Here is a 24,921-nt window from a genome sequence, read left to right on the forward strand (position 1 = left end):
TCTAAGCTCCGGGAGACGTCGAAGTCACTGGCGGCAAATCACTGGCAGCAAGCCGCTGGCGGTCGGTCACTTGCAGTCCGTCACTTGCCGGCCAGCTTGCGCTTGCCGGTGCCATAGTCGCTGTCCGGCCAGTAGACCCACTTGCCGTCCTGAACCACATAGACATTCGCATCCACGATGTTCTGGCGGTGGTTGTCGAAATTGATCTCGCCCACCAGCGCCTTGTAGCCCTTGGTGCCGTTCAGCACTTCGGTGATCTTGGCGCGATCCGGCCCCACCTTCTCCACCGCATCCATGATCAGGTTGGCAGCGGAATAGGCGAAGGGACCATAGGCGTCGGGGTCCTCGCGGAAGCCGGCCTTCGCATAGGCGTCGGAGAAGGCCTGGCCGCTGGCATATCGCGAGAGCGGCGCGCCGTTGTGGAAGGAGACAGTGCCCTCGGAGGACTGGGCGGCGCCCTCGATGAAGCCGGAGGTCATGATGCCGGAGACGCCGGCCATATGGGCGTCGATGCCGAGACGGTCCATCTGCGAGCGCACGCGCACGCCGAGCGGCGTCAGGCCGCCGACGAACACATAATCCGGCTTCAGCTCCTTGATACGGGTCAGCTCGGCGGTGAAGTCCTGCTGGTCGGGGCTCACCGGGAAGGTGGCGACGATCTCGCCGCCGGTGGGCTTCAGGAATTCGGAGAAATACTTGTTCTGGCCCTTGCCGTAGTCGGTGGTGTCGTGGATCACCACGAACGTCTTCGCGCCCTGCTCGGTCAGGAACTTCGCGGCGAGGCGACCCTCGTTGATCATCGTGCCGTTGACGCGATGGATCTGCTTGTAGTCGTTGCCATAGGTGATCTCGGGCAGGATGGCGCCCCATACCACCACGGGCAGCTTGAACTTCGCATAGGTGTCCACCGTGGCGATGCCCACGGCGGAGCAGTAATGCGTGATGCCTGCCGTGATCGCGCGGTCGGAGGCCGCTTTCGTGGCCACCTGCACGCCCACATTTGGCTTGCACTCGTCGTCGAGCACCACGAGGTCATAGGTGTATTTCGCGGCCGGATCGGCATTGCGCTGCTGCACCGCCAGCAAGGCCGAGTTGCGCCCGCCGACGCCGGCGGCCGCGCTGCCGCCGGTGAGCGGGCCGATGAAGGCGATCTTCACCGTATCCTTGGCCTGCGCCACCTGAAGGCCGACGGTGGCGAGCCCGGCGAGCCCGGCGAGCGCCAGGGCCAGAGCTTTGAGTTTCATGATGCTTCCCTCTGTTCGTTCATTTGACGATAGCGGGGTGCCGCTGGCGAGGGGACTGCACAAAGCTGCACAGGGTTCTGCATGCGCTACGACCATGAAATGGGCATGCGGCTGCATAAATATCGCCCATGAGGAGGCCGGGCGGGGTGGTCGACCTTGAGATATAGCGGTTCGCCGCTCCCGGAATGACTGACTTTCATTTATGCAGGTGCCTTCCAGTGCTTTTGCAGAGCCGTGTTTACGTGCAATTGGCCTTGCACGGAACGGTGCTCAACCTGCCCACAAGGGCAATGGTATTTCAGGGGCAGGTCGTTTGCGGCGCGTCGGCGCCGGCAACGCGCTGAAGGCCCCGCCCGCATCTGCGCCCCGCGGGGCCTTGCTTGAAGCCACGCATTATCGAGGTCCCAGATGGCATTGCTCCCGCGTTTCACCGCCGCAGCGGTCCACGCCGCTCCGGTCTTTTTGGACAAGGCGGCCACCACCGAGAAGGCGATCTCGATCATGCGAGAGGCGGCGCGCAAGGGCGCCGCGTTCGTCGCCTTTCCTGAAACCTACATCCCGGCCTTCCCGGTCTGGGCGGCCATCTCGGCTCCCATCGAGAACCACGATCTGTTCGCGCGCATGGTGGAAGAATCCGTATTCGTGGATGGGCCGGAGGTGGACCAGCTCCGCCGCGAGGCGCGCCGGCTCGGCATCTTCGTCTCCATGGGCATCAGCGAGCGCTCCAAGGTGAGCGTCGGCTGCATCTGGAACGCCAATCTGATCATCGGTGACGACGGGGCGATCCTTGTTCACCACCGCAAGCTCGTTCCCACCTTCTACGAGAAGCTCATCTGGGCGGCAGGCGACGGGGACGGGCTGCGCGTGGCCGACACGCGGATCGGCAAGCTGGGTACGCTGATCTGCGGCGAGAACACCAATCCGCTGGCCCGCTACGCGCTGATGGCGCAGGGCGAGCAGGTGCATGTGTCGAGCTGGCCGCCCATCTGGCCGACCCGTCCACCGTCCGGCGGCGGCAACTTCAACAATGTGGCCGCCAACCGCATCCGCGCCAGCGCCCATTCCTTCGAGGCCAAGGCGTTCGGCATCGTCACCGCCGGCTTCATGGACAAGGCCATGCGCGATGCCCTTGTTGAGCGCGACCGCAACGCCGCCAAGGTGCTGGACGAGACCTCGCGTGCCGCTTCGTTCTTCGTGTCGCCGACGGGCGATCAGATCGGCGAGATGCTTCAGGAGGACGAGGGCATCCTCTATGCCGAGCTGGACCTCAACCTCTGCATCGAGCCCAAGCAGTTCCACGACGTGGTGGGCTATTACAACCGCTATGACGTGTTCGATCTGAAGGTGCGCCGGCAGCGGCAGGAACCGGCGGCCTTCGATGACGGCCTCGCCGGCGGACGGCCGGCCGAGGCAGACAGGACTGCCGCCCCGCCGTTACAGGAAGATCTGGCGATCTCCTGAGGTGCGCGGCCGTGTGCGGGGCCGGCGCCCGCACACGGCTGTCCCAGCACAGCTTGCCTTGCCGCCCCGGTATTCGGGATGATGGTGCCGCTTTTCCCGTAGCTGAGTCGGCGGCCTCTGACGTGTTCAACTGGAACGACCTGACCTTCTTTCTCGAACTGGCACGGCAGAACCGGCTGATGCCGGCAGCCCGCCGGCTCAAGGTGGACCACACCACGGTCAGCCGCCGGATCGCCGAGCTGGAGAAGGATCTGGCCATCAAGCTGTTCGATCGGCGGCCCGATGGCTTCGTGCTGACCGAGCAGGGGCACCGGCTGTTCGCCATCGCCGAGCGGATCGAGCAGGAGGCCGGTGAAATCCAGGAGGCCTTCGGCGCAGCGCCCAGCACCCCGGTCGGGCGCGTGCGTGTGGCCTCCATGGAGGGCATTGGTGCCTTCTTCCTCGCCCGGATCTTCGCCGAGTTCGCCGAGAAGGAGCCCGGCATCGTTGTTGAGCTTGTCACCGAGCGCCACCTGATCAACCTGACCAAGCGCGAGGCGGACATTTCCATCAGCTTCGTGCCGCCCACCGGCCAGCGTCTGGTGGTGCGCAAGGCCGGCTCCATGCGGCTGGCTCTCTTCGCTTCGCCCGATTACCTCGCACGGCACGGAACCCCGGCGAAGCCCAAGGATCTCGCGAAGCACATGTTCGTGGACTATGTGGAGGATCTGGTCTCGATCCGCGCCGTGCACTGGCTGCTGGACGTGCTGGAGCCTCCCGCCGTCGCCTTCCGCTCCACCAGCATGCATGCCCAGCAGAATGCGGTGGCTGCCGGTGCCGGCATTGCCCTGCTGCCGCTGTTCTCCGCCAAGGCCAACGCCACGCTCGTACCGGTGTTGCCGGAGGAGGTCGTGGTCATGCGCGACATCTATGTCTCGGTCCACGAGGACCTCGAATACATGACCCGCATCCGCGCCGTTATGCGCTACCTGACGCATGTGTTTCAGCGCGAAGCTGATTTCCTCACGAGGTTCTGACCGCAGCGCTGGCCGCTCGAAGTCGCGAATAGCCAAGCTTGCGGCAGAGGGGCAAATATCTGATCGAGTCTCGCCTCATGGAATGGGCGAGAGCTGAAATACGCCCATGCCACCGGCGATGATCTGCGCAAGGGGATGGAAGCGGTGGATGCTCGGCGTCGACGGGCAAAGAAATAGAGCTGTCGATTCTCTTTTGCCAAACCCCGAGGAAAATCCCGAAAATTGTCACGGGCCCATGGAGGGGTGACGGTATATTAATGACTTCAGCGGCGTTGGAACACTAGCTCCTAAAGCAGATGCGCTACCTGGCTACGTTATGCTCCAACATGGCCTGAAGGCTTGGCGTGACTGCGTCCTTTACGGCTTCTATGCAAGGGCGGGGTGGGGCTCCGCGAAAGGAAGCAGTGCGCAGGCGGCTCCCCATGGGGACATCGTCCACGACAGGTGCCCATTCCGGATGCCTTCGCCTACAGTGCCAGCGCCGTCTCGGCCTTGCGTTCTCGTTTTCCCGGAGCAGGTTCCTTGACCATCTATGCGCTCAAGCCCGCCTTTCAGGGGCTGCTTCGCCCTCTGGTCCACGCGCTCGCAGGCCTCGGTGTGACCGCCAATCAGGTGACGCTTGCGGCCATGGCCGGATCGATCCTCGTGGGCGCGGTCGTCGGCTGGCTGGTGCATGCGGGCAATGCGGGTTCTGCCTTCCTGATCATGCCGGTGTTCCTGTTCGTGCGCATGGCGCTCAATGCGGTGGACGGCATGCTCGCCCGCGAGCATGGTCAGAAGAGCGACCTCGGTGCTTTTCTGAACGAGCTCGGCGACGTGGTGTCCGATGCCGCCCTCTATGCGCCCTTCGCCCTCGTGTCGCCCTTCGGGCCGCTGGGCGTGGGGCTGTTCATCGTGCTGGCCATCGTCTCCGAATTCGCCGGCGTGACCGCGCAGTCCATCGGTGCGCCGCGCGGCTATGAGGGGCCGCTGGGCAAGAGCGACCGCGCCTTCGTGCTGGGCGCTCTGGCGCTCTGGGTGGGCCTCTTCGGCCTGCCGGGCTGGATCTGGCCGTTGCCCTGGCTCCTGTCGGCGCTGCTGCTGCTGACCATCCGCAATCGCATCGTGGCCGCCCTCGGCCACCGGAGGGCCGCCTCTTGAGTGCCGACACGACATCCGCCCGCCGTATCGCGACACAGGCCGAGTTTGCGGCGCCCGATGGCAGCCCGCTGTTCTATCGCTACTGGACCCGGCCGGAGGGGACCTCCGGCAACCCGCGCGGGGCCATCGTGCTGCTGCATCGCGGGCATGAGCATTCCGGCCGCATGATGCATCTGGTGGAGGAACTCGGCCTCGACGACTTCGAATTCTATGCCTGGGATGCGCGCGGCCATGGCCAGTCCGCGCCGAAGGGGCCGGCTGCCACCGGCTTCGATGACCATGTGCGCGACCTTGACGCCTTCATCCGCCATATCAACGCCGCGCACGGCATCGCCATATCGGATACCGCGCTGGTGGCACAGAGCGTTGGGGCGGCCATCGCAGCCACATGGGTGCATGACTTCGCCCCGCGCATCCGCTGCATGACCTTGGCCTCTCCGGCCTTCGACATCCGCCTCTATGTGCCGTTCGCGCGGCCGGGCCTGAAGCTGCTGCGCAGCCTCATGGGGCCGTTCCCGGTGAAATCCTATGTCACCGGCCGCCAGCTCACCCGCGATCCCGTGCGCCAGCGCACCTATGGCACCGATCCCCTCATTGTGCGGCCGATCAATGTGGACGTGCTGCTCGGCCTCTATGAGGCGGCCGAGCGGGTGGTGGCCGATGCCCGCGCCATCAATACGCCGACGCAACTGCTTATTTCCGGTTCGGACTATGTGGTGCAGCAGGACGTACAGCATCGCTTCTTCGAGCGCCTCGCCACCGGCGACAAGGAACGCCACGTATTGCCGGGTTTCCTGCATGACACGCTGGGAGAGGCCCATCGCACCGACGTGGTGCGCATGGTGCGCGACTTCATCCTGAAGCGCTTCGCCGCGCCCGCCACCCGCCCGGCGCTGCTCGATGCCCACAGGGTGGGCTATACGCGCGACGAGATGGAGGAACTGGCGAGCCCGCAGTCGCTGCTCTCGCCACGCGGCGCCTATTGGGCGCTGACGCGGCTCAGCCTGAAGATCGGCGGGCTGTTCTCGGAGGGTATCGCCCTCGGCCACCGCACCGGCTTCGATTCCGGCTCCACGCTGGACTACATCTATCGCAACGAGGCCGCCGGGCGCGGATGGCTCGGGCGGAGGATGGACCGCACGTATCTCGATGCGCCGGGCTGGCAGGGCATCCGCCAGCGCAAGGTGCATGCGCAGGCGCTGATCCGCCACGCCATGGAGCGGCTTGCGGGGGAGGGGCGTGATATCCGTCTCATGGACATCGCCGCCGGGCACGGCCGCTATGTGCTGGAGGCGGTGGCGGGCGCACCGCAGCGTCCGTCCTCCATCCTGCTGCGGGACTATAGCGACATCAATGTGGAGGCCGGCACACGGCTTGCCGCCTCTCTGGAGCTCGATGACATCACCACCTTCATGCAGGGCGATGCCTTCGATGGCGACAACCTCGCCGCCGTCGCCCCGAAGGTGTCGCTGGCCGTGGTGTCGGGCCTCTATGAGCTGTTCCCCGACAATGCCCTGATCCGGCGCTCGCTGGCGGGCGTGGCGGCGGCGACGGAAGACGGAGGCTATCTGGTCTATACCGGCCAGCCCTGGCATCCGCAGCTGGAGATGATTGCGCGCACGCTCACCAGCCATCGTGCCGGCGAGCCCTGGATCATGCGCCGTCGCACGCAGGAGGAGATGGATCAGCTGGTCGCGGCGGCGGGCTTCGAGAAGATCGAGCAGCGCATCGATCGCTGGGGAATCTTCACCGTCTCGCTGGCCCGGAAGGTCGCGCCTTGAGCGAGCGCGCACTCGCCGCCACCGAGGGACCGCGTTTCCTGCGGGCCGTCGCGTGGCTCGCCTGCCTCGGCCCGTTCTTCTATCTGAGCTACGGCTTTGCCAACTGGCTCGCCTCCGGGCGGGCGGAGGTGCCGGCGGTGGTGTTCGGCTGGGAGCGGTCCATTCCCTTCCTCGCCTGGACCATCATTCCCTACTGGACCATCAACTTCTTCTACGCTCTGTCGCTCTTCACCTGCCGCAGCCGGGAGGAACTGGACCAGCTTGGCAAGCGGCTGCTCACCGTGCAGGTGGTGGCTGTCACCTGCTTCATCCTGTTCCCGCTCACCTTCACCTTCGAGCGGCCGGAGAGCGACGGGTTCTCCGGCTTCCTGTTCGCGGTGCTGGCGGGGTTCGACAAGCCGTTCAATCAGGCGCCGTCCCTGCATATCGCGCTGCTGGTGGTGCTGTGGGACCATTATGCCCGCCTGCTGCCGCGCCGCTGGCGCCTTGTGCTGCATGTGTGGGCGCTGCTGGTGGGCGTCTCGGTGCTCACCACCTATCAGCATCACTTCATCGACATGCCCACCGGTGCGCTGCTTGGCCTCATGGTGCTGTGGATGTGGCGCACGCCGGCCAAGGCGCTTGCCGGCTGGCGCTTCGGCCCCGGCCGCGAGCGGCGGCTCAACATTGCGGCGCTCTACGGCTTCGGCAGTTTCGCCTGCGTGGTAGTCGCGGCGGTGGCGGGTGGCTGCGCGTTGTGGCTGCTGTGGCCGGCTGTGTCGCTGATCCTTGTCGCCTCGGCTTATGCGGTGGTCGGCCCCTTCGCCTTCGGCAAGCGCGATGACGGACGGATGGAGGCGGCAAGCCTCATCCTGCTGGCGCCCTATCTGATCGGGGCATGGGTCAACTCCCGCATCTGGACACGCAAGCTGCCCCGGCAGGTGGTGGTGATGGACGGCGTATTCCTCGGCCGCCTGCCCGGACGCGACGACACCATCCATGGCGTCGTGGATTTGTGCGCGGAGCTGCCCATGCCGCGTGGCGCCACGGCCTATGCGTTCGTGCCCGCGCTCGATCTCGTGGCGCCGAGCGCAGAGACGCTGCGCACCGCCGCCCGAGCTATCGAGAGCCAGCGTGCGCAGGGGCCGGTGCTGGTGTGCTGCGCGCTGGGGTTTTCCCGCAGCGTGGCGGCGGTGGCGGTGTGGCTGCTGATGACCGGCCGCGCCCGCACACCGGACGAGGCCATCGCCATCCTGCGCGCGGCGCGCGGGCGCATCGTCATCTCCGATGCGCTGCGTGCGCTCATCGTGGAGGCGGCCGCATGAGCGGATCGGATCTGTCCACGCCTATGGCGCGCGTCGCCGCGGACCTGCTGCGGGCGGGGCGGGCGTTCTTCCTGCTGTCGCTGGTCCTGTCGGGCTGCGCCGCGCTGACGCTGCTGATGGGGGCTCCCGGTACGCCGGTGGCCGGCTTCCGCCTGTTGCTGGTGGCGGTGCTGGTGTTCGGCCTCGGTGCCTGCTGGTTCGCCTTCCGGATTGGCTTCGATGCCGCGATCTTCGCGCGTTTCGGGCGCGAGGCCGGGGAGGGCGGCATCGCGCCCGAAGCCATCGATGCGGCCCTTGCCAGCGCCGGCCTCGCACGCAGCTTGCCCGAGCCACGCCCCATGCAGGCGCGGCTGCGCGGCGCCGTCCGGCTGCTGGTGGCGCAATTGGTGTGCCTGATCGCGCAGGTCATCTGCATTCTCGGCTTCGCCGCCTTCCCATGGCTTCGCCTGCCGTGACCCCGCCCGAGAGGTTTCGCCCCATGACATCCCGGCCCTGGTTCGAGCGCCTGTGCGGCCAGCTGTTCACCGGCTTCGCCCGTCTGGTCACGGGCGCACGGTCCATCTGGCAGGGCTGCGCGCCGGAGCCGGAGCTGCGGGTCTATTTCGCCAATCACGCCAGCCATGGCGATTTCGTTCTGCTGTGGGCCGCCCTTCCCACCGGCATGCGGGAGACCACCCGGCCGGTGGCGGGCGCCGACTACTGGCGCAAGGACGGCATCCGCCGCTTCATCGGCGAGAAGGTGTTCAACGCCGTGCTCATCGAGCGCAACGGCACCGACCGCAGCGTGGACCCCATCGAGGTGATGGCGGACGCGCTCGATGCAGGCTCCTCGCTCATCATCTTTCCCGAGGGCACGCGCAACACCACCGATGCGGTGCTGTTGCCCTTCAAGAGCGGGATCTTCCGCCTCGCCCAGCGGCGCCCGCAGGTGGACTTCGTGCCGGTGTGGATCGACAACCTGAACCGGGTCATGCCGAAGGGCGAGATCATTCCGCTGCCGCTGCTGTGCACGCTCACCTTCGGCACGCCCCTGCGCCTCGGCGCGGAGGAGGGCAAGACGGAGTTTCTGGACCGGGCGCGCGATGCCCTGCTCGCTCTCAAGCCGATGGTGAACTGACGTGGCACCCGAGCATCACACCCTTGCCCTGTTCTGCGGCGTCCTGGCCGTGCTGCTGCTGGCGACCGGCATCGGCCAATTGATCGCCCGCCGCACCGCCGCCGGCGGGCCGAATGCGGTGGTGCAGAACCTGAACGCCCGCATCAATGCCTGGTGGGTGATGGTGGGCGTGCTGGCGCTCGCCTTCCTGTTCGGCAAGGGCGGGGTGGTGGTGCTGTTCGGCCTCTGCGCCTTTGCCGCTTTGCGCGAATTCATCACTCTCACGCCCACGCGGCGTGGTGATCACTATGCGCTGGCGCTCGCCTTCTTCGTCATCCTGCCGGTGCAGTTCTGGCTGGTTCAGATCGAATGGTATGGCCTCTATGCCATCTTCATCCCGGTCTATGTCTTCCTGCTGCTGCCGGTGATCGCGGCCCTGAGGGGGGACACCTCCCGCTTCATGGAGCGTATAGCCGAGGTGCAGTGGGCGCTGATGATCTGCGTCTACTGCCTCTCCCATGTGCCGGCACTGCTGACGTTGCCCATCGCCGGCTATGAGGGCCGGGGCCTGCTGCTGATCGCCTTCCTGGTGCTGGTGGTGCAGGCCAGCGATGTCCTCCAGTATGTCTGGGGCAAGCTCTTCGGCCGCCACAAGGTGGCGCCAGCCCTGTCACCGTCGAAGACCTGGGAAGGGCTGATCGGCGGCGTGCTGAGCGCCACGGCACTGGGCGCGGCCCTGTGGTGGGTGACGCCGTTCGCGCCCCATGAGGCGGCGCTGCTGGCGTTCGTCTCCTGCCTGATGGGCTTCTTCGGTGGCCTCGTCATGTCGGCGATCAAGCGCGACCGGGGAGTGAAGGACTGGGGCCAGTCCATTGCCGGCCATGGCGGCTTCCTCGACCGTCTGGATTCCATCGTGTTTTCCGCGCCGGTCTTCTTCCACCTGACGCGCTACTTCTGGACCATCTGACAGGTCGAAAGCGCAAAGTGCGCAAGTGCCGCACCTGACGTAGCGCGTTCCAAGCCCGAACCGGCTGAAGCAGAGCCGTGCAAGGCCTTGCCGGACGGGGCTTATCCCCATGCTGACCAAGGGGATGAAAATTATGATTGCAGAATGTCTATTCTGTGACACATAATTTTTCATCGCTGAAATTGGCCGGTTCACGGTCGAGGCGCAGCCGGCCATGGCCGGCCGGCAGTGGGACTGCGGATGCCTGATGATGGGACACCAGATGCGCGGGATGGCGCGATGACTGCGATTTCGCTTCTGGACCTCATCCGCAGCCATCGTACCGGCATGACGCCGCAGCACGGCCGGGTGGCCGACTTCGTGCTGCGCCATCCCCTCCAGGCAGCGACCATGGGGATCGAGGAACTGGCCGCCGCCGCCGATGTCTCGGTGGCCACCATCAATCGTTTCGTGCGCGGCCTCGGGCTCGACGGCTTCGCACAGTTCCGGGCTTTGGGCGTGGCCAGCTTCCGCCCGCTGTCGCCGGTGGAGAAGCTGGAAGCGCAGGCCAGCGCCTCCAAGAAGGACGGCGACGTGGTGGCCGGCACGCTGGAAGCTGTCGTTGCCAATCTGCGCGTGGCGCGCTCGGTGGTGGATGCCTCCGTCTTCCGCCGCGCGGCCGAGGCCATCACGGCGGCGGATCGCGTGGTGTTCATGGGTCTTGGCCTCAGCGCGCCGCTGGTGGCTCTGCTGGCGGACATGATCCTGCCCTTCTGCCGCGCCCAGCTCATCCTCGACGGGCAGGGCGGACAGGAGCGGATGATCCGCCGCGCTTTCCATGTGGGGCAGGGCGACGTGGTCATCGCCATGGCGCTGCCGCGTTATTCGCAGGCCACCATCGATCATGTCCGCACCATACGGGCGCAGGGGGCGCGAGTGATCGGCATCACCGATGCGCTGACCTCGCCGCTGGCCCTGCATGCGGACCTGCTGCTGCTGGGCGCGGCGGAGCATCCGCTGCTGCACGCTTCGCCCACCGCGTGCGTCGCCCTGTTCGAGGTGCTGACCGCTGTGCTGACCGCCCGCCGCACCAGCGCGGGTGATGCGGCGGAGCTGACCCGCCGCATCGCACCGCATCTGCATTCCCTTCCAGAAGAGACGCCTGCCGAGAGGGCCACGTCATGACCGCTGCCCCCGTTCCGGTTGCCGCCCCGCAGTCTCCTCTCGTCCGCGTGGACGGGCTGAACGTGGAGTTCGCCACGGAAGGCGGCGTGTTCCGCGCCGTGCAGGATCTCTCCTTCCATATCGATCCCGGCGAGACGCTGGCGGTGGTGGGCGAGAGCGGCTCCGGTAAGTCCGTCACCTCGCTCGCCTTGATGCGGCTGATCGAGTTCGGCGGCGGGCGCATCGCCGGCGGCAAACTGGAGTTCCGCGGACGGGACGGCGTGGTGCGTGATCTCGCCAGCGCCGATGCGCAGACCATGAACCGGGTGCGCGGCAACGAGATCGCCATGATCTTCCAGGAGCCGATGACCTCGCTGAACCCGGTCTTCACCATCGGCGACCAGATCGCCGAGGCGGTGCGCCTGCATCAGGGTGCGAGCCGGGCGGAGGCGCGCGCCGAGGCGCTGGCCATGCTGGAGAAGGTGCGCATTCCCGGCGCCAAGGGCCTGCTCGACCGGCATCCGCATCAGCTCTCCGGCGGCATGCGGCAGCGGGTGATGATCGCCATGGCGCTCGCCTGCCGGCCCAAGCTGCTGGTGGCGGACGAGCCCACCACGGCGCTGGACGTGACCATTCAGGCCCAGATCCTGCGCCTCATCCGCATCCTGCAGGATGAGATGGGCATGGCGGTGCTGTTCATCACCCATGACATGGGCGTGGTGGCCGAGGTGGCCGATCGCGTGCTGGTGATGAACAAGGGCCGCAAGGTGGAGGAGGGCGTGGCCGAGGAGATCTTCGCCCGGCCCCAGCATGCCTATACGCGCGCGCTGCTTGCCGCCGTGCCGCGCCTCGGCGCGCTGGCTGGCGAGCCGCTGCCCCGCCGCTTCCCGCTGGTGGAGATCAAGGAAGGCGGTGGCGGCGCCTTCACCGAGGCCCCACCGCAGGACACGGTGACGGGAAGCGCCCCGGTGCTGGAGGTGAAGAACCTCGTCACCCGCTTCGACGTGCGGCGCGGCATCTTCGGCCGCCTGTCCGGCCGCGTGCATGCGGTGGAGCAGGTGAGCTTTTCCGTGAAGGCCGGCGAGACGCTGGCGCTGGTGGGTGAGAGCGGCTGCGGCAAGTCCACCACCGGGCGCACCATCATGCAGCTTCAGGCGGCAGATAGCGGGCAGATCCTGTTCCATGGCCGTGACCTGCTCGCCATGGGCGCGCAGGAACGCCGCAGCATGCGGCAGAAGATCCAGTATGTGTTTCAGGATCCCTTCGCCTCGCTGGATCCGCGCCTCACCGTGGGCTTCTCCATTGCTGAGCCCTTGACCACCCATAACCTCGCCACCGGCAAGGCGGTGGAAGAGCGGGTTGCCGAGCTGCTGCGAGACGTGGGCCTCTCGCCCGACCATGCCCGGCGCTATCCGCATGAGTTTTCGGGCGGCCAGCGCCAGCGCATCTGCATCGCCCGCGCGCTTGCCTCCGAGCCGGAAGTGCTGATCGCCGACGAAGCCGTGGCTGCGCTGGACGTTTCCATCCAGGCGCAGATCGTCAATCTGCTGATGGAGTTGCAGGAAAAGCGGCGCCTCTCCTACATCTTCATCAGCCATGACATGGCGGTGGTGGAGCGCGTGAGCCACCGCGTTGCGGTGATGTATCTCGGCCAGATCGTGGAGATCGGCCCGCGTCAGGCGGTGTTCGACCATCCCGCCCATCCCTACACGCGTCGCCTGATGGCGGCCGTGCCCATCGCCGATCCGGCCCGGCGCGATCGCGAACGCCCGCTGCTGGAAGGCGAGATCCCGAGTGCCATCCGCGCGCCGAACGACCCGCCGGAGGTGCGAGCGCTGGTGGAGGTGGGCGAGGGGCATTTCGTCGCCCGCTATTCCATCGGCGATTTTCGTTGAGCGTCCAATAACCTTCCATCCCCCTCCAGAGAGGATCACAAGGATGCGTTTGAAAGCCCTTCTCGCAGCTGGCGCTCTGTCCGCGCTGGCCCTTGCGCCCGGCCTCGCCGCGGCCAAGACGCTGGTGGTCGGCGTGCCCGACAACCTCACCGGCCTCGATCCCACGAACGTCAACGACACCCTGTCGCAGACGGCCATGCGTACGGTCTATCAGGGCCTGTTCGGCTTCGATCAGGACATGAAGATCGTGCCCGTGCTCGCCGAGAGCTTCGAGGCCAACGACACCGCCACCGAGTTCACCATCCGCCTGCGCAAGGGGGTGAAGTTCCACGACGGCACCGACTTCAACGCGAACGCGGTGAAGATCTCGCTGGAACGGCTCGCGAACCCGGACAACAAGCTGTCCCGCCGCAGCCTCATCTCCATGCTGGACCGCGTGGATGTGATTGATGACTCCACGGTCAAGATCGTGCTGAAGACGCCGTTCGGCGCGCTCATCAACACGCTGGCGCATCCCGCCATCGTCATCATGTCGCCGGCCGCGCTGGAGAAGTACGGCAAGGACATCGCCCGCAACCCTGTGGGCACCGGCGCCTTCAAGTTCAAGCGCTGGGCGGCCGATACCTTCGAGGTGGAGAAGAACGAGCACTACTGGAAGGCCGGCTGGCCCAAGGTGGATGGCGTGACGCTGCGCTCCGTGCCGGAGAATGGCAGCCGCTTCGCCATGCTTCAGGCCGGTGAGGTGCAGTATGTGACGCTGTTCCCGCCGGAGCTGGTGCCGGTGGCCGAGAAGCTGCCCAACCTGCTGGTGGTCAAGCGCCCCTCCATCGTCGGCTGGTATGCGGCGATGAACACCATGAAGAAGCCCTTCACCGATCCCCGTGTCCGTCAGGCGCTCAATTACGCCGTGGACAAGGCGGCCTACTGCAAGGTGGTGGAGAGCGGCTTCTGCACGCCGCTCCAGTCGCCCATGCCGGACCTGCTCGGCTTCTTCGAGCCGCAGAAGCCCTACACGTTCGACGTGGCGAAAGCCAAGGCGCTCCTCGCCGAGGCCGGCTATCCCAACGGGTTCGAGACGGAAATCTTCGCGCTGAACAACACCAACCAGATCCGCGCCATGCAGTTCCTGCAGCAGCAGCTGGCACAGGTGGGCGTGAAGCTGACCGTGACCCCGCTGGAGTCCGGCGTCGCCGCCCAGCGCATCTGGGGGGTGCAGAAGCCCGAGGATGCCACGGTGCAGATGCAGCTGACCGGCTGGTCGTCCTCCACGGGTGATGCCGACTGGGGCCTGCGCCCGCTGCTGTGGGGCAAGGGTTTTCCGCCCGCACTGTTCAACGTCGCCTATTACAAGAACGACAAGGTGGACGCTGACTTCGAGGGCGCGCTGGAGACGGCCGATCCTGCCAAGCGCGGCGCTTTCTATGCCGATGCGCAGAAGCGCATCTGGGAAGACGCGCCGTGGATCTTCCTCGGCGCCTCGCAACTGCTCACGGCGCAGTCCAAGAACCTGTCCGGCGTCTACATGCTGCCGGACCGCGGCTTCGTGCTGGAAGGTGCCGAGTTCAAGTGATCCCTCGGCCGGCCTGTATGGCCGGCCGCTCCATCCGGGCGCCGGGTTCCCGGCGTCCGTCCTTTCCGCGTCCCACCGGATGCCGCCATGCTTGAATATCTCGTCAAACGCCTCCTCGGCATCATTCCGGTGATCTTCGCGATCTCGGTGGTGGTGTTCGCCTTCGTCCATCTGCTGCCGGGAGATCCGGCGCGGCTGGTGGCGGGCATGGATGCCTCGCTGGAGGACGTGGCGGCGGTGCGCAAGTCGCTGGGCCTCGAAGGCCCGCTGTGGCAGCAGTATCTGCATTTCGCGTGCAATGCCCTGACGGGGGATTTCGGCATCTCGCTGAAGACCCGCCGCCCGGTGATCACCGAGATCGGCGAGCGGCTGATGCCCACCGTCTGGCTCACGGTGTTCGCCATGATCTGGGCCACCATCTTCGGGCTGCTGATCGGCGTGCTCTCGGCGGTGAAGCGCGGGCGCTGGCAGGATTATGGCGGCATGATCGTCGCCGTCTCCGGCATCTCCTTTCCGTCCTTCTGGCTCGGCCTGCTGCTGATCGACCTGTTCTCGGTGCGCCTCGGCTGGCTGCCCACGGGCGGTTACGGCACCTGGGCGCATTTCGTCATGCCCTCCTTCACGCTGGGGCTTGGCGTCGCCGCCGTCATGGCGCGCTTCACGCGCTCGGCCTTCGTGGAGATCGCCCGCGAGGATTATGTGCGCACCGCGCGCGCCAAGGGCGTGCCGGAAAAGTTCGTGATCTGGAAGCACACGCTGCGCAATGCGCTGGTGCCCGTCATCACCATGACCGGCCTGCAATTCGGATTCCTCCTTGGCGGCTCCATCGTTGTTGAGACCGTGTTCAGCTGGCCCGGCCTCGGCCGCCTGCTGGTGGATAGCGTGTCCTATCGCGACTATCCGGTCATCCAGGCGGAAATCCTTCTGTTCTCGATCGAATTCATCCTCATCAACCTTATGGTTGACGTGCTCTACGCCTTCGCCAATCCGGAGATCCGCTACAAATGAGCACCGCGACCTCCGCTCCCGCTATCGTCGTCGCCAGCGACATGCGCACGCCACTTGGCGAATTCTGGCGCCGCTTTCGCCGCCAGAAGGTGGCGCTGGTCGCCGGCGCCTTTCTGCTCGCGCTGCTGCTGGTCGCCATCTTCGCCCCGTGGATCGCGCCCTATGATCCCGCGACGCCCGACTACATGGCGATCCTGCAAGGCCCGACCGCCGCGCACTGGGCTGGCACCGACGCCTATGGCCGCGACGTGTTCAGCCGCATCCTGTTCGGCGCCCGCATCTCGCTGGCGGTGGGCTTCCTCTCCGTGTCGCTGGGCGGCCTCGTGGGCGTCTCGCTCGGCGTGATCTCCGGCTATTACGGCGGGCTGATCGACAGCCTGATCATGCGCGTGTGTGACGTCCTTCTGGCCTTTCCCGGCATCCTGCTCGCCATCGGCGTCATTGCGATCCTCGGCCCCGGCATCGACAACGTTATCTATGCGGTTGCAGTGTTCTCGGTGCCGATCTTCGCCCGCCTCGCGCGCGGCTCCACGCTGTCGCTGAAGCGGGCAGTGTATGTGGATGCGGCCCGCGCCATCGGCGTGAAGGACCGGGTGATCATGATGCGCCACCTGCTGCCCGGCGCCCTGCCGAACGTGATCGTCTATTTCTCCATGCGCATCGGCACCTCCATCCTCACCGCCGCAAGCCTCAGCTTCATCGGCCTCGGCGCGCAACCGCCGAGCCCGGAATGGGGCGCCATGCTGGCGGACGGACGCAGCTATATCGGGGTGGCGGACAATGTGACGCTGTTCCCCGGCATCGCCATCTTCGTCACCGTGCTCGCCTTCAACCTGCTGGGTGATGGCCTGCGCGATGCGCTCGATCCCAAGCTGCGGATGGCGTGAGATGCGCGCCCGTGATTTCGGCCTCGTGTGCGGCACGCTGCCCACGGGGCCGCTCAATGCCATCACCGACGTGGCCGGCGTCACCGTTGGCCATCGCACGCGCATGGAAGGCGATGTGCGCACGGGCTTCACGGCCGTGCTTCCCCATGGCGATGACCTGTTCCGCGAAAAGCTGCCGGCGGCGGTGGAGGTGATCAACGGTTTCGGCAAGAGCGCGGGCCTGATCCAGGTGGAAGAGCTGGGCCAGCTGGAGACGCCCATCCTGCTCGGCAACACGCTCTCGGTCGGCACCGGCTTCGAGGCGCTGGTGCGCCGGGCGCTTGCCGCCAATCCGGACATCGGCCGCGAGACCGGCACCGTGAATCCGGTGGTGATGGAGTGCAATGACGGCTGGCTCTCCGACATCCGGGCGCTCTCGCTCACCGTGGAGGACGCCTATGCCGCGCTTGATGCGGCGGCGGGCGGTGCGGTGACGGAAGGCGCGGTCGGCGCCGGCACGGGCATGAGCGCCTTCGGCTTCAAGGGCGGCATCGGCACCGCCTCGCGCCTGCTGGTGCTGGATGGGCGCAACTACACGCTGGGCGTTCTGGTGCTGGCGAATTTCGGCCGCGCGGGCGATCTGGTGCTGCCCGATGGACGGCGGCCCGAGGTGCCGAAACTCCGCCGGCAGGATTTCGGACAGCCGGACGCGCCCGAACGCGGCTCGGTCATCATCGTGCTCGCCACCGACATTCCGCTGGAAAGCCGGCAGCTGAAGCGCATCGCCCGCCGTTGCGGCGCGGGGCTGGCGAAGCTTGGCGCCTTCTGGGGCAATGGCTCCGGCGACATCGCGCTCGCCTTCTCCACCGCCAGCCGCATCCGCCATCATGAGGCGGCGGACCTCGTGCCGCGCGTGGTGCTGAACGAGAACCGCATCGACCTGCCGTTTCGCGCGGCGGCCGATGCCACGCAGGAAGCGGTGCTGAACGCGCTCCTCGCTGCCCCCAGAATGCTCGGCCGCGACGGCCATATGCGCCCCTCGCTGGCCGATGTGCTGGGCGAGCCCGGCCAATAGGAAGTTTGAGACATGAAGGTCTATATCTGCGCCGACATCGAGGGGGTCGCAGGCGTGGTCTCGCCTCAGCAGGGCCAGCCCGGAAATGCCGAATATGAGCGCGCTCGGCGGCTGATGACGGAAGAGGTCAACGCCGCCATTGCCGGCGCCTTCGAGGGCGGGGCGACCGAGGTTCTGGTCAATGACAGCCACGGGCCCATGACCAATATCTTGCCCGAGCTGCTGGATGCGCGCGCCGATCTGATCCTCGGCAAGCCCAAGCCCTTCAACATGGCGGCAGGCCTCTCGCGGGAGTTCAACGCGCTGTTCCTCGTCGGCCATCATGCGGCGGCGAGCGGCTTCGGCGTGCTCGCGCACACCACCAACTCCTTCGCCTTCCGCGAGGTGCGCCTCGCCGGCCGGGCGCTGGGCGAGCCCGGCGTCTATGGCGCCTATGCCGGCCAGCTCGGCGTGCCGGTGGCCCTCGTCACCGGCGATGATCGTCTGGTGAGCGAGGCAGCCGAGCTGTTCCCGCAGGCCGAGGCGGTGTGCGTGAAGACGGCGCTGGGCAACCGCGCGGCGCGGCAGGTGTCGGTGGAGAAGGCGCGCGCCGCCATTGCAGAAGGCGCCAAGCGGGCGCTGCGCGATCTGCGGGCCATGCGCCCCTTCGTCATCGAGGGGCCATTCCTGGCCGAATTCGTGATGAACAGTCCGGCGCTGGCCGATCAGGGCGCGGTGCTGCCGCCGGCCCGCCGGCAGGATGCCACCACGCTCGCTTTCGCCTGTGCTGATGCTGCTGAGGCCGTGGGCTGGATGACCGCGCTTTCGGCCATGTCGGCCGTGCTGCGCTGAGGATATGCCAATGACCGACTTCAAGCCCGTTCTCGCTCTGCACGGCGGTGCCGGCACCATCAGCCGCGCCAAGATGACGCCGGAGCGCGAGGCCGCCTATCACGCCGGCCTCATGACCGCGCTCACCGCCGGCCGCGTGGTGCTGGCGGCGGGCGGAACCGCGCTGGACGCGGTGACAGCCACCGTGATGGCGCTGGAAGATGATCCTCTGTTCAATGCCGGGCGTGGCGCGGTGCTGACCAGCGCCGCCACGCAGGAGATGGACGCCGCTATCATGGACGGGCGCGATCGGCGCGCCGGTGCGGTTGCTGGCATCTTCGGCCCGCGCAATCCTGTCCTTGCCGCCCGCGCGGTGATGGAGAGGACCGAACATGTGATGCTGGCGGGCGAGGGCGCCAATGCCTTCTGCCGCGAGGTCGGCCTTGAGATCATGGGGCCGGACTATTTCCTCACCCCCGCCCGGCAGGACGCGCTCCGGCGGGAACTGGAGCGGCGGGCGAGCGGGGCCGGAGATGACGGCGATGCCGCCCGCAAGCACGGCACCGTGGGCGCCGTGGCGCTGGACCGGTACGGTCATCTGGCGGCGGCCACCTCCACCGGCGGCATGACGGCCAAGATGCCGGGGCGTGTGGGCGACAGCCCGGTGATCGGCGCCGGCACCTTCGCGGACGACGCCACCTGTGCGGTGTCCGCCACCGGCCATGGCGAGTATTTCATCCGCTATGCGGTGGGCCACGAGATCGACGCCCGCATGCGCTGGGCCGGGCAGGGGCTGATCGAGGCAGCGAGCGGCATCGTGACCGAGATTGCCCCGCTGGGCGGTTCGGGCGGCCTCGTCGCTGTTGATCGCAAGGGCAATATCGCTGTTCCGTTCAACAGCGAGGGCATGTATCGCGCCTTCATGACGGCCGATGGCGAGATGCACACAGGCATCTTCTGAACGAAGCCACTCTCAGGCGTGCAGAAGCGCGCCCGAGAGGTCGGCAAGGGTGCCGACCGTGCCGAGCGCCAGCGTCCGTCTGACGAGATCGTCGTGCCGGCCGGCATCCACCGCGCCCCATGCGAACAGGCCGCTGGCTTTCTCGCGCAGGGTTTCGTCGGAGACCGGGCGGGCGGGATCGCCAAGCGCGTCACGCACCTCGAAGGCTCGTCGCGTGCCGTCCGTCAGGTGCAGGGTCAGGCTGGCACCATAACGCGCCGGATAGGCGCGGGTGATCGCGTCCGAGCGTGCCACCCGCACGCGGGCCCGCAATGCGGCCACCTCCGGCCGCTCCAGATTCTCCGGCAGGAAGTCCGCCAGCTGCGGGCGCCCGCGCGCGAGGCACAGGCCAACCACATGCTGCAGGCTGAACTTGGCCTCGGTTTCGGTGACGGGACGCGGACGGTCGCAGAACAGGAGCGCATCGTCATAGGTGGCCAGTTCGGCGGTGATCACATCGTCCGGCGCGATGCCGCTCTCGCGTGCGAGCAGCGCCGCGTCCACGGCCGGGTGGCTGTGGCGGCAGGAGGGCCAGGGCTTGAAGCTGGTGTCGTGGATCAGCCACGGCCCGTCTGGCTCCGACAGCAGGCGGGAGAGATCGCCGCCGGCGGCGAGCACCGGCAAGAAACCTTCCTCGCCCTCCAGAACGAAACGGTTGCCCGTGAGGCCCGATCGGGCCGCCACAGCTGCGCGCAGGCCGTTCTGGGCGGCAACGGCATTATGCCACTGCTTGCTCATGCCGGGCTCGAAACGGCAGCGCCACAGGCCGCCGGCCGTCGCGCCCGCATTGCCGAGAGCTGCCACCACAGCTGCGGGATCAAGCCCGAGCAGGAAGGATGCAGCAGTGGCGGCCCCGAATACGCCGCAGGTGGCGGTGGCATGGAAATGGGCGTAATGCGCCTGCCCCGCCGTACGGCCGATGCGGATGGTGGCCTCATAGCCGCGCACCACCGCGTCCAGAAAGCGATCTGCTGGCATGTCGAAGGCCTGCGCCGCAGCCAGTGCCGCCGGAATGACGATGGGGCCGGGATGCAGGATTGAGGTGCGATGGATGTCGTCCATCTCCAGAACGTTGCCCAGCCCGCCATTGATGAAGGCGGCATCGAGTGCCGCAGCGGTGCGAGCGGCGCCGAGGACGATGCAGGGACCATCGCCCGCCAGCACCGTCTGGGCGAGCAACGCCTGTCCGGGCGCGGTGCGCCGCGCGCCCAGCGCACAGGCCAGCCAGTCCAGAACGTGCAGTGTGGCCTTGCGCCGATCAGAGGCGGTGACGGGGCGCGACAGAAGGGTGTGAAGCGCTTCCGTCGCGGACGTCTGGTCGGGGGAGGCGGGCATCACGGGAACTCCGGCTTACGCATGCCGAGGCCCCCGGCCTGATTCCCGGGGGCCTCACGCGTTCAGTATCCCAGACTTTCCCGCCGATGGCTCAGGCTTGTCCTTGCGGCGTCAGCCGCTCCGGGGGCGCTGTCTCCCCACGCTTGTTGTCGATCGCGTTCGGCAGCTCCATGCGCTGGAGCAGGCCACCGCCGGGGCGGTTCGCGAGGGACAGGCGCCCGCCGTGGCGGGTGACGATCTCATAGGCGATGGCAAGCCCGAGGCCCGCTCCCGGAATGGTGGCCTGCCGGGCCGGATCCACCCGGAAGAAGGGCTCGAACACCCGCGCCATGAGGGCGTCGGGAATGCCGGGGCCGTCGTCCTCGATCACCAGCACCGCCTTGTCCATCTCGCGTGACAGGGCGAAACGGGCGGCCTTGCCGTGCGTGGCGGCATTGACCATGAGGTTGCGCAGGGCGCGCTTGAGCGCCATGGGACGGCCGGGCACGCTCACCGCATCGGTGCGCAGCAGCGCCACGTCGAGGCCGGTCTCCTTCAGCTCCGTGGTCAGTTCGTCCACCAGCGCGTCCAGATGCACGGTCTCGTCGCCCGCGCCTTCCACTTCCTCGCGCACCAGCCGAATGGCGCTGTCGGCGATGCGGTCGAGTTCGCTGAGGTCGGAGAGCCACTGCTCGCGATCCTCCTCCAGGAATTCGGCGCGCAGGCGCATGCGAGTGAGGGGCGTGCGCAGATCGTGTGCCGCAGCGGCGACGATGCGCATCCGGCCCTCGATGGCGCTGCGCAGGCGCACCGAAAGCCGGTTGATGGCGATGGCAGCCGCACGCACCTCGGTGGGGCCGCTCTCTTCCAGCTTGGGCAACTCGCCGTCGGGCCCGATCTCGGCAACGGCGCGTTCGATGATCTCGAGCGGCTGCGTCATGCGATGCACGGCGACGATGACGACGCCCGTGGTGCCCACCGCGATCAGGAACAGCCAGCCGAAGAACACCAGCGGTATGCCATTGGGCGGCGGCGGCGGGATGTTCAGGGGCAGCACGAGAAAACGCCCGTCGCCGAGGCGGATGCTGACCGAAGCGCCCTCGCCGAATTCATGCCGGAAGACAGAGGCCGTCTCGGTGACGCCGGCCATCTCCAGTGCGCGGGACATGAAGCGCGAGGCTTCCGGATCGAACCAGCCTTCCGGCGGCTGGGGGCGGATGCCGGCCCGCTCGTTGCCGGTGGACTTGGGATCCTTCAGCAGTTCGAGAAACAGCTTGATCTCGGCAGCGTCAGCGCGGCTGCCGCCTTGGCCGGGGCGGGGGGCCAGCAGGTAGAAGAAGAACATGGTGGAGCCGGCCACCACCACGAGAATGGCGGCCACCAGCAGCACCGTCAGCTTGGTGCGCAGCGAGTTCATGGGGCGGGCCTTCAGGGTGAGGGGGGTCACGGCTGGGCCTTCTGGGCTTCCACGCGCACCGAGAGCTGATAGCCGCCGTTGCGCTGAGTCTTCAGGATCTGGAAGCTGCCGGCATCGCCGAGCTTGCGGCGGACACGGCTGACGAGAACGTCGATGGAGCGGTCGAACGGTCCGGCTTCGCGCCCTTGCGTGATGTCGAGCAACTGGTCGCGGGACAGGATGCGGCCGGGCCGCTCCAGGAAGGCCATGAGCAGGTCGAACTCCGCCGAGGTGAGGGGCACTTCCTCGCCGGCTTCGGTGGTGACGCGACGGGTGCCCTGATCGGCGGTGAAGGTGGCGAATTTGTAGGAATTGCCGGGCGCGGCCAGCTCCTCGCGGTCGGTCGCCCGGCGCAGCACGGCGCGGATGCGCGCCACCAGCTCGCGCGGATTGAACGGCTTGCCGAGATAGTCGTCGGCGCCGATTTCCAGCCCGATGATGCGGTCCACATCCTCTTTCAGCGCGGTGAGGAGGATGATGGGCACGCGCGAGCGGGCACGCAGCGAGCGGCACAGATCGAGGCCGGAGGCATCCGGCAGCATGAGGTCGAGCACCACGAGGTCGAACTTGTTGGAGGTCAGGCACTCCTCCATTTCGCGTCCGCTGGCGGCGGTCGTGGTGCGGAAGCCTTGGGTGACAAGATAGCGCGCCAGCAGCTTCCGGATCTCCTGATCGTCGTCCACCACCAGCACATGCGGCGCGTAATCCACTCGCGTGATTCCTTAAACTCAGGGGCGTTCTTGCGTTTTCCGGCCATCCTTGCGCCGGCAAACACGTCTTGTTGCCGTTCTGTGTACGGTACGGCTCGCCCTTCGCCGACACCAGAGTGCAACGCAGCGTTGCTGATGCCCGTATGGCAATGTTCAGCAACAAAAATGCCCGCCACTGCAACGCTAGGCAATTTGGCGACCTGCGGCAGCAAACCTGTCTCCCCATGATCTTTCCATCAACGGGACAGGACGGCACCCACGATGACAACCCGGAAAGTTTGCGCAGCGGCCCTGATGGCCAGTGTCGGCGTTGCAGCCTACTGCATCGCCGCCGCGCACGCTGACCCCTCCAAGGCCACCGACCGGCTGCCCATGGCGGCAGGTTCACCCGGTCTGGAGCGCGCCGCCGAGGTGGTCCCCGGCCGGCAGGATCCGGCCCGTGGGCCGGGTGGCTCTGCGGCCGTTCCGGGGATCAGGCTGGGGCATATCCCTCCTCCTCCTCCGCCGCCACCCGGTCCTGCTGGCATGGCGGGGATGCTGAGCGCCGCGGAGACCGCAATCGGAATCCGTGCCGAGCAGCTCGATGTGTGGCGTGACTTCACGGATGCGCTGCTGGCCCTCGCGCCGCCTCCTCCGCCCAAGCCTGAGGATGGCGCTGCGGACAAGCAGCCCTTCTCCGGTTCCATTGCGCTGGCCGAGCATCTCAAGGCGGACGGAAAGAAGGCCGAGACGCTGCTTGCCGCCATCGAGAAGCTCAAGGCCAAGCTCTCACAAGATCAGCTGGAGCGTATGGCGCGCTTTGAGGGCGCGCTGCTGCCGCCGCCTCCACCGCCCGGCTTCATGGGGCCCGGCGCTCCGCCTCCGGGCGTGCAGCCGCCGCCCGGTTTCCCCCCGCACATGCGGGGCTGAGTTTCCCGAAAGAAGAGGGCCTTCCCCCACCACGGGCCTTCTTCCTGCGGCGGATTCGCTGCGGGGCAATCCGCCGCCCCCTTTGCCTCCGGCTCAGGCCGGTGGCCTCGAATGAACGAAAGCCTATCCCCACCACTGGCTTTCGTTCGTGCAGCGGGTGCGCTTCGGCGCACCTGCTGTCCCCTTTGCCGGCGGTGCGCGCCGCTGGCCTGAGACGAATGGAAGTCCATCCCCACCACGGGCTTCCATTCCTGCAGCGAATGCGTTTCGGCGCATTCGCTGCCCCCTTTGCCGCCGGTTCGCGCCGGTGGCCTTCAGATGAACGCAAGCCCATCCCCACCACGGGCTTGCGTTCCTACAGCGGATGCGTCTCGGCGCATCCGCTGTCCCCTTTCGCCGCCGCTGCAAGCAGGGCGTCATCAGACAGGCGGGCGCCCATCCCCACCACGGGCGCCTGTCTGGCAGCGAGTGTGTTTCGACGCGCTCGCTGCGCCTTTTCAACCGCCGGCCCGGCCGGCTGATCGGGATAGACGGAGTCCCGTCCCCACCACGGGGCTCCGTCTGTGCAGCACATGCGCTTCGGCGCATGTGCTGCACCATCGAAGCTTGAGGGCCGGGCGCGCGCGGCACGCGATCCTGGCCAGCCATTTAATCGGGACTGCCAGAAAGGGAGCCGCCGTGACACATCAGACTCTCTCCGAAGCCGATACGATCGCGGAACTGGTCGCGAAGGTGCTCTATGAGCGCCAGTATGGCCGGGTGTGGGAAGACGCGACCAAATGGGCGCAGCGCGACAGTTTGTCCTGCGCCCGCAGCGTGATCGAAACCCTGCGCGCGTCATGCATCATGCCGCTGTCGGACCTATCCGACGCCGGGCGCAAGACGCAGTCCTGACGGCGCGGCCGCGACTGCCGGAAACCCATGTGATCCGTTAAAGGAACGCCCAAGGCGAAAGCCTTTGGGCGCCTTCTCGTTGTCGCGTTGATACGAGCCCGACAGGTGCGCATTTACGCGCACGGACATCCGCACACCTTGTAACTTTTCCAGCGGCTGCTACGTGTATTCAAAATACACAAAGGAGGGCGCTGCCTCTCCGTGGCCTTTTCCTCGTGCGAAGGCCGGGATGCGGCGTAAACGACATGCCGCCAATCGTCCG

Annotated in this window: 22 protein-coding genes; 18 read left to right on the top strand and 4 right to left on the bottom strand. The window is 67.2% G+C overall.

Annotated features, from left to right (window positions below; genetic code table 11):
- Positions 1-80: 80 nt before the first annotated feature.
- Positions 81-1,244, bottom strand: coding sequence for a branched-chain amino acid ABC transporter substrate-binding protein (locus IEW24_RS09145; protein ID WP_188577711.1), 1,164 nt, complete (start codon positions 1,242-1,244; stop codon positions 81-83).
- A gap of 408 nt (positions 1,245-1,652) precedes the next feature.
- Between IEW24_RS09145 and IEW24_RS09150 the strand changes: the two genes are divergently transcribed.
- The 16 genes from IEW24_RS09150 to IEW24_RS09225 all read left to right on the top strand — a co-directional run bounded on the left by IEW24_RS09150 (position 1,653) and on the right by IEW24_RS09225 (position 19,337).
- Positions 1,653-2,705: a carbon-nitrogen hydrolase family protein gene (locus IEW24_RS09150; protein ID WP_188577713.1), complete on the top strand. Its 1,053-nt coding sequence runs from the start codon at positions 1,653-1,655 to the stop codon at positions 2,703-2,705.
- 122 nt (positions 2,706-2,827) lie between these two features.
- Positions 2,828-3,721 carry a LysR family transcriptional regulator gene (locus IEW24_RS09155; RefSeq protein WP_188577715.1) on the top strand — a complete coding sequence of 298 codons (894 nt, stop codon included), beginning with the start codon at positions 2,828-2,830 and terminating at the stop codon, positions 3,719-3,721.
- 522 nt (positions 3,722-4,243) lie between these two features.
- A complete protein-coding gene (locus tag IEW24_RS09160) occupies positions 4,244-4,861 on the top strand; it encodes a CDP-alcohol phosphatidyltransferase family protein (protein WP_188577717.1) in 618 nt (205 codons plus the stop codon).
- Positions 4,858-6,642, top strand: coding sequence for a bifunctional alpha/beta hydrolase/class I SAM-dependent methyltransferase (locus tag IEW24_RS09165; RefSeq protein ID WP_188577719.1), 1,785 nt, complete (start codon positions 4,858-4,860; stop codon positions 6,640-6,642). The genes IEW24_RS09160 and IEW24_RS09165 overlap by 4 nt, the downstream gene beginning before the upstream one ends.
- Positions 6,639-7,946 carry a phosphatase PAP2/dual specificity phosphatase family protein gene (locus IEW24_RS09170; protein WP_188577721.1) on the top strand — a complete coding sequence of 436 codons (1,308 nt, stop codon included), beginning with the start codon at positions 6,639-6,641 and terminating at the stop codon, positions 7,944-7,946. Before IEW24_RS09165 ends, IEW24_RS09170 begins: the two co-directional genes overlap by 4 nt.
- Positions 7,943-8,401, top strand: a complete 459-nt coding sequence (locus IEW24_RS09175; RefSeq protein WP_188577723.1) for a hypothetical protein — start codon at positions 7,943-7,945, stop codon at positions 8,399-8,401. The genes IEW24_RS09170 and IEW24_RS09175 overlap by 4 nt, the downstream gene beginning before the upstream one ends.
- A 23-nt stretch (positions 8,402-8,424) precedes the next feature.
- Positions 8,425-9,063: a lysophospholipid acyltransferase family protein gene (locus IEW24_RS09180; RefSeq protein WP_188577725.1), complete on the top strand. Its 639-nt coding sequence runs from the start codon at positions 8,425-8,427 to the stop codon at positions 9,061-9,063.
- A 1-nt stretch (position 9,064) separates the two neighbouring features.
- Positions 9,065-10,009 carry a phosphatidate cytidylyltransferase gene (locus tag IEW24_RS09185; protein ID WP_188577727.1) on the top strand — a complete coding sequence of 315 codons (945 nt, stop codon included), beginning with the start codon at positions 9,065-9,067 and terminating at the stop codon, positions 10,007-10,009.
- A gap of 279 nt (positions 10,010-10,288) precedes the next feature.
- Positions 10,289-11,173 carry a MurR/RpiR family transcriptional regulator gene (locus tag IEW24_RS09190; RefSeq protein ID WP_188577729.1) on the top strand — a complete coding sequence of 295 codons (885 nt, stop codon included), beginning with the start codon at positions 10,289-10,291 and terminating at the stop codon, positions 11,171-11,173.
- On the top strand, positions 11,170-13,047 hold the full coding sequence (locus IEW24_RS09195) for an ABC transporter ATP-binding protein (RefSeq protein WP_188577732.1): 1,878 nt from the start codon (positions 11,170-11,172) through the stop codon (positions 13,045-13,047). Before IEW24_RS09190 ends, IEW24_RS09195 begins: the two co-directional genes overlap by 4 nt.
- Positions 13,048-13,090: 43 nt before the next feature.
- Complete coding sequence (locus IEW24_RS09200; protein WP_188577733.1) at positions 13,091-14,617, top strand: glutathione ABC transporter substrate-binding protein; 1,527 nt, start codon at positions 13,091-13,093, stop codon at positions 14,615-14,617.
- A gap of 87 nt (positions 14,618-14,704) precedes the next feature.
- Positions 14,705-15,625: a glutathione ABC transporter permease GsiC gene (gene gsiC, locus IEW24_RS09205; protein ID WP_188577735.1), complete on the top strand. Its 921-nt coding sequence runs from the start codon at positions 14,705-14,707 to the stop codon at positions 15,623-15,625.
- The gene (locus IEW24_RS09210; protein WP_188577737.1) at positions 15,622-16,512 is read left to right on the top strand and encodes an ABC transporter permease subunit; all 891 of its coding nucleotides are present in this window, start codon (positions 15,622-15,624) and stop codon (positions 16,510-16,512) included. The genes gsiC and IEW24_RS09210 overlap by 4 nt, the downstream gene beginning before the upstream one ends.
- A gap of 1 nt (position 16,513) precedes the next feature.
- The gene (locus IEW24_RS09215; protein ID WP_188577739.1) at positions 16,514-17,566 is read left to right on the top strand and encodes a DmpA family aminopeptidase; all 1,053 of its coding nucleotides are present in this window, start codon (positions 16,514-16,516) and stop codon (positions 17,564-17,566) included.
- Positions 17,567-17,578: 12 nt separating this feature from the next.
- The gene (locus IEW24_RS09220; protein WP_188577741.1) at positions 17,579-18,397 is read left to right on the top strand and encodes a M55 family metallopeptidase; all 819 of its coding nucleotides are present in this window, start codon (positions 17,579-17,581) and stop codon (positions 18,395-18,397) included.
- A gap of 10 nt (positions 18,398-18,407) precedes the next feature.
- Positions 18,408-19,337, top strand: a complete 930-nt coding sequence (locus IEW24_RS09225) for an isoaspartyl peptidase/L-asparaginase family protein (protein ID WP_188577743.1) — start codon at positions 18,408-18,410, stop codon at positions 19,335-19,337.
- A gap of 12 nt (positions 19,338-19,349) precedes the next feature.
- On the opposite strand, the gene IEW24_RS09230 is transcribed toward IEW24_RS09225, so the two are convergent.
- From IEW24_RS09230 to IEW24_RS09240, 3 genes are all read right to left on the bottom strand, one after another.
- On the bottom strand, positions 19,350-20,711 hold the full coding sequence (locus tag IEW24_RS09230; protein ID WP_188577744.1) for an MmgE/PrpD family protein: 1,362 nt from the start codon (positions 20,709-20,711) through the stop codon (positions 19,350-19,352).
- 91 nt (positions 20,712-20,802) lie between these two features.
- A complete protein-coding gene (locus tag IEW24_RS09235; protein WP_244644272.1) occupies positions 20,803-22,137 on the bottom strand; it encodes an ATP-binding protein in 1,335 nt (444 codons plus the stop codon).
- Positions 22,134-22,856 carry a response regulator gene (locus tag IEW24_RS09240; protein ID WP_188577746.1) on the bottom strand — a complete coding sequence of 241 codons (723 nt, stop codon included), beginning with the start codon at positions 22,854-22,856 and terminating at the stop codon, positions 22,134-22,136. Before IEW24_RS09240 ends, IEW24_RS09235 begins: the two co-directional genes overlap by 4 nt.
- Before the next feature lie 534 nt (positions 22,857-23,390).
- On the opposite strand from IEW24_RS09240, the gene IEW24_RS09245 reads away from it, so the two are divergent.
- Both IEW24_RS09245 and IEW24_RS09250 read left to right on the top strand, forming a co-directional pair.
- Positions 23,391-23,765: a hypothetical protein gene (locus IEW24_RS09245; RefSeq protein ID WP_188577748.1), complete on the top strand. Its 375-nt coding sequence runs from the start codon at positions 23,391-23,393 to the stop codon at positions 23,763-23,765.
- Positions 23,766-24,443: 678 nt separating this feature from the next.
- Positions 24,444-24,659, top strand: a complete 216-nt coding sequence (locus IEW24_RS09250) for a hypothetical protein (RefSeq protein WP_188577749.1) — start codon at positions 24,444-24,446, stop codon at positions 24,657-24,659.
- The last annotated feature ends 262 nt before the right edge of the window (positions 24,660-24,921 follow it).

The sequence above is a fragment of the Azorhizobium oxalatiphilum genome (genome assembly GCF_014635325.1).
GTDB lineage: Bacteria > Pseudomonadota > Alphaproteobacteria > Rhizobiales > Xanthobacteraceae > Azorhizobium > Azorhizobium oxalatiphilum.

Bases quoted from the DNA above. Each gene is read 5' to 3' on its own strand.
- IEW24_RS09145 (WP_188577711.1), bottom strand. From the start codon at position 1,244: ATGAAACTCAAAGCTCTGGCCCTGGCGCTCGCCGGGCTCGCCGGGCTC.
- IEW24_RS09150 (WP_188577713.1), top strand. From the start codon at position 1,653: ATGGCATTGCTCCCGCGTTTCACCGCCGCAGCGGTCCACGCCGCTCCG.
- IEW24_RS09175 (WP_188577723.1), top strand. From the start codon at position 7,943: ATGAGCGGATCGGATCTGTCCACGCCTATGGCGCGCGTCGCCGCGGAC.
- IEW24_RS09180 (WP_188577725.1), top strand. From the start codon at position 8,425: ATGACATCCCGGCCCTGGTTCGAGCGCCTGTGCGGCCAGCTGTTCACC.
- IEW24_RS09190 (WP_188577729.1), top strand. From the start codon at position 10,289: ATGACTGCGATTTCGCTTCTGGACCTCATCCGCAGCCATCGTACCGGC.
- IEW24_RS09195 (WP_188577732.1), top strand. From the start codon at position 11,170: ATGACCGCTGCCCCCGTTCCGGTTGCCGCCCCGCAGTCTCCTCTCGTC.
- IEW24_RS09200 (WP_188577733.1), top strand. From the start codon at position 13,091: ATGCGTTTGAAAGCCCTTCTCGCAGCTGGCGCTCTGTCCGCGCTGGCC.
- gsiC (WP_188577735.1), top strand. From the start codon at position 14,705: ATGCTTGAATATCTCGTCAAACGCCTCCTCGGCATCATTCCGGTGATC.
- IEW24_RS09210 (WP_188577737.1), top strand. From the start codon at position 15,622: ATGAGCACCGCGACCTCCGCTCCCGCTATCGTCGTCGCCAGCGACATG.
- IEW24_RS09215 (WP_188577739.1), top strand. From the start codon at position 16,514: ATGCGCGCCCGTGATTTCGGCCTCGTGTGCGGCACGCTGCCCACGGGG.
- IEW24_RS09220 (WP_188577741.1), top strand. From the start codon at position 17,579: ATGAAGGTCTATATCTGCGCCGACATCGAGGGGGTCGCAGGCGTGGTC.
- IEW24_RS09225 (WP_188577743.1), top strand. From the start codon at position 18,408: ATGACCGACTTCAAGCCCGTTCTCGCTCTGCACGGCGGTGCCGGCACC.
- IEW24_RS09230 (WP_188577744.1), bottom strand. From the start codon at position 20,711: ATGCCCGCCTCCCCCGACCAGACGTCCGCGACGGAAGCGCTTCACACC.
- IEW24_RS09245 (WP_188577748.1), top strand. From the start codon at position 23,391: ATGCTGAGCGCCGCGGAGACCGCAATCGGAATCCGTGCCGAGCAGCTC.